This window comes from Phenylobacterium sp. (genome assembly GCF_036495085.1).
Lineage (GTDB): Bacteria > Pseudomonadota > Alphaproteobacteria > Caulobacterales > Caulobacteraceae > Phenylobacterium.
In genome coordinates, this window is sequence record NZ_DASXNL010000150.1 from 1 (window position 1) to 3453 (window position 3453).

The following is a 3453-nucleotide window of genomic DNA, read 5'->3' on the forward strand; positions in this document are numbered from 1 at the left end:
CGCGACGTTCCGACAGACGGACGTTGTATGCCGCCGAACCGGAGGTGTCGGTATGGCCGACCACCACGACCTTGGTGGCGTGACCGGTGGTGGCGTACGTCGCCGCTTCCGTGATCACCGTCTGGGCTTCCGGCACCAGGACGTACTGATCCCACGGGAAGTAGACGATGTACTGCTTGGCCTCATAAGCCGGCGGCGGAGGTGGCGGCGGCGGAGGCGGAGGCGGCGGCGGCGGGGGTGGCGGCGGAGGCGGCGGGGGAGGCGGCGGCGGCGGCTGCGGCGGCGCGAAGGAATAGCGCAGACCCAGGGTCACCGAGTTGTCCGAATAGTGGCCTTGGAACGTGCCGGGCTGCAGAGCGGCCGTGCCGGTCGAAGCGAAGTGCCCGTCCGAGCCATCCAGGTAGCGATAGGTAAGGTCGACGTTCAGGCGCTCAGTCGCCTTCCAGGCCAGGCCCGCGAGAACCTGCCACGCGAAGGTGGTGTCGGAGTCGTCGATGTGCAGGTTCTGGAAGGCCGGGTTCGCGCCGTTAAGCGGCGTGATCACGCCCGTGACGTTGGAGAACTGGCCGTCAGCGGTCAGGCTCAAGTGGTTCACACCGACGCCGGCGCCGATGAAGGGATTGATCGGGGAAGCGGGCAGGATGTCGTAGATGACATTGCCCATGAACGTCCAAGATTCAATCTTGCCGCCCGGGGGGCCGCAATTGGGCGCCGCGGCCGTGCGAATCACGCCGCCGGTGCAGAGGCCCGTGATCGCCTGGGTCGAGCCGCCATGGACGCCGCTGAGATCCCCGGGGCGATAGCCGGCTTCAAATTCGACCCGCCAGTGGTCTGTGAACGCGTAGCCGAGGCGGGCGAAACCTGCCCAGTCATCCTTCTGGCTGAAGGTCCAGTTATACTGGTTGTTGTTGGCGGCAAGATTGGAGGATTTGCCCTCGAAACCGGTCGGCCAGTGGTAGCCGAGGTCGACCGCACCGTACCAGCCTAGTGGTAGATACACTTCTGCGGCGGCGCCAGACGCGGCGAACACCGCGGCCATGGCTGCCCCTGCCAAGAGTTTAAACTTCATATTCCGAGCCCTCTCATTGCCTCAGCGCTGCGGCCAAACGACCCAGCTTTTCTTATATCAAGGCCCGCTGATTGCGTAAGTGTCACCGAAGCCACACTCGAACCGCAATCTTGCAGACCCCCGAGCCTAAGCCAGACGCTTTACGACTATCGCCTTGCGGTTCAACCCTCACAAGGGCCCCGACCGCATTGTTGGCGGGAAAACTGGCGCGTCCGGCGACCTGCCAGGTCTTCCATTGCTCTAGAGAGACATCAGCGGGGACTGCCACAGCCCATCGTTCGGTGACGATTTCCCGCTGATAGTCTTGGAATGACTTGTAAATCTACCTCTTCGCCGCATGTGATGCGCAAGCACGCCGGGAGGGCGTCGACATTCGGTCAACCGCTCTCTGAATGCTCCGCGGGAAGCGACACCCCGGCCCTCTCCTGGCTTGGCGCCCCAGCGCGCCAGTGCTGCAACGTTGACGGCGCCGCTTGGTTCCCCCGATCCAACGCAGGCGGACGATTTTCCGGCGCCTTTTCGGCGCCGATTAGGCGCGACGACTCGCCCGCTCCTTCCGTGTGCGTCCGCCAAGCGATTCGGGCCTGTTGAACGCCTTTCGGAATTCATCGCGTCGCTCATGGATCGAGGCGATCACCAGGCCCATCGGCACGCCGATCTCTACAAGCAGCGCCTCGGAAAGCTGCAGGCTTGCTTCGACAGTCTCCGGGACCGCATCGGTCGCGCCGAGATCGTAGAGTCTCTGTGCGTGGCGCGCGTCGCGAGCACGCGCCACGATCGTGAGGTCCGGGCGCATCGCGCGGGCGACCGAGACGATGGCCTCTGCGCCGTCCGGATCGTCCATCGTCACGACCAGCGCGGTCGCTTCGGCGAGGCCGCAGCGGGCCAGGAAATCCGGACGCGCCGCATCGCCGTAGAAAAGGACTTCTCCCGCCCGCCGCCCTGCCTCGACCGATCGCGCGTCCCGTTCGACCCCGACCCAGGCAAGCTCATGGCGGCCGAGCATCTCGCCGACCAGTCTCCCGACACGCCCATAGCCGGCGATCAGTACGCGCGGCGCGAGCGGCGCGCCATCCAACGTCTCGGGCAAGTCGGTCGGCGAGACGCTCCGCCCGCCGATTCGCCCGCCCAGGGTCGCCAGCGCCGGAATTGAGCTCATCGACAGAGTGGTGGCGACCAGCAACGCCTGTCCGATTTCGCGGTCGACCAGATTCTGGTCCATCGCCTGGCCCAGGATCACAAAGGCGAACTCGCCGGCACCGGCTAGCAAAAGGGCCGCCTCGGCGGCGGCACGGGTGCGGAGGCCGAAAAGCTTCGCCAGTGCGAAGACCACACCCACGTTCACGCACGTCAAACCCAGCGCCGCTCCGAGCACCACCAACGGCCGCGCCATCAGCAGCGGCACATTCAGCCCGATACCGACCGACAGGAAAAAGAGGCCGAGCAGCAGCCCCTTGAAGGGCTCAATGGTGACTTCGACCTCGTGACGGAACTCCGTCTCAGCAAGCAGCAGGCCGGCGATGAACGCGCCAAGGGCCATGGAAAGCCCGGTCAGGGCGCTTACCAGCCCCGCGCCGATCACCACCAGCAGGCAGGCGGCGACGAACAACTCTTCGCTCTTGGCGCGGGCCACCGAGCGCATCATCGGCCGCAGCACCAGACGGCCGACCACCAGCAGCCCAACGACCTCCAGCGCCGCGGGCGCAAAGGCCAGAAGAACATCGGGCGACAGAGCCGGACCGCCGCGGCGAGCGAAAACCGTGAGGGCGACCAGGACGGGCGCCACCACGAGGTCCTGGAAGAGCAACACCGAAAACGTCGCGCGGCCGGCCAGCGAATGCTGGCGCTTCTGCTCAGCCAGAATCGGCATGACAATGGCGGTCGAGGAGAGCGCCAAGGCCGCGCCGATGGCGAAGGCCGCTCCCCACTTCTGGCCGAGTGTGACCGCAGCGCCGGCGATGATGGCGAAGCTCAGAAGCACCTGCGCCGCGCCCAGGCCAAAGACGTACCGGCGCAGGCTTCTCAGTCGCTCCCACGATAGCTCCAGGCCAATCATGAACATCAGGAACACGACCCCAAACTCGGCGAGCTGGGCGATATCGTCGGGATTGTCGATGCTCACAGCCGAAAGCCACGGCGCGATGTGCGACAGACTGCCTAGGCCGAACGGACCCAGGAGCACGCCTGCGCCCAGAAATCCGAGGATCGAGCTAAGCTTCCAGCGCCGGAACAGCGGGACCACCACGCCGGCGGTCGCCAGGAATAGGACCACGTCCTTGTAGGCGCCGGGCTGGACGTGGGGTGCCATGAGCGCTCCAGATAAGGTGGCGACGACTATGGCGCCGCCTGTCGCCTTGAGAAACTCGCGCGCGCCGGAAGCCGTG

The 3453-nt window shown here is 66.0% G+C and carries 2 protein-coding genes; both read right to left on the reverse strand.

What is annotated here, in order from left to right; all coding sequences use genetic code 11:
• Nucleotides 1-1069 (reverse strand): OmpA family protein (locus VGI62_RS17045; protein ID WP_331505726.1); only part of this gene is annotated, 1069 nt, incomplete at its 3' end.
• Between the two features lie 529 nt (nt 1070-1598).
• Nucleotides 1599-3377, reverse strand: a complete 1779-nt coding sequence (locus tag VGI62_RS17050; protein WP_331505727.1) for a cation:proton antiporter — start codon at nt 3375-3377, stop codon at nt 1599-1601.
• Nucleotides 3378-3453: the final 76 nt, after the last annotated feature.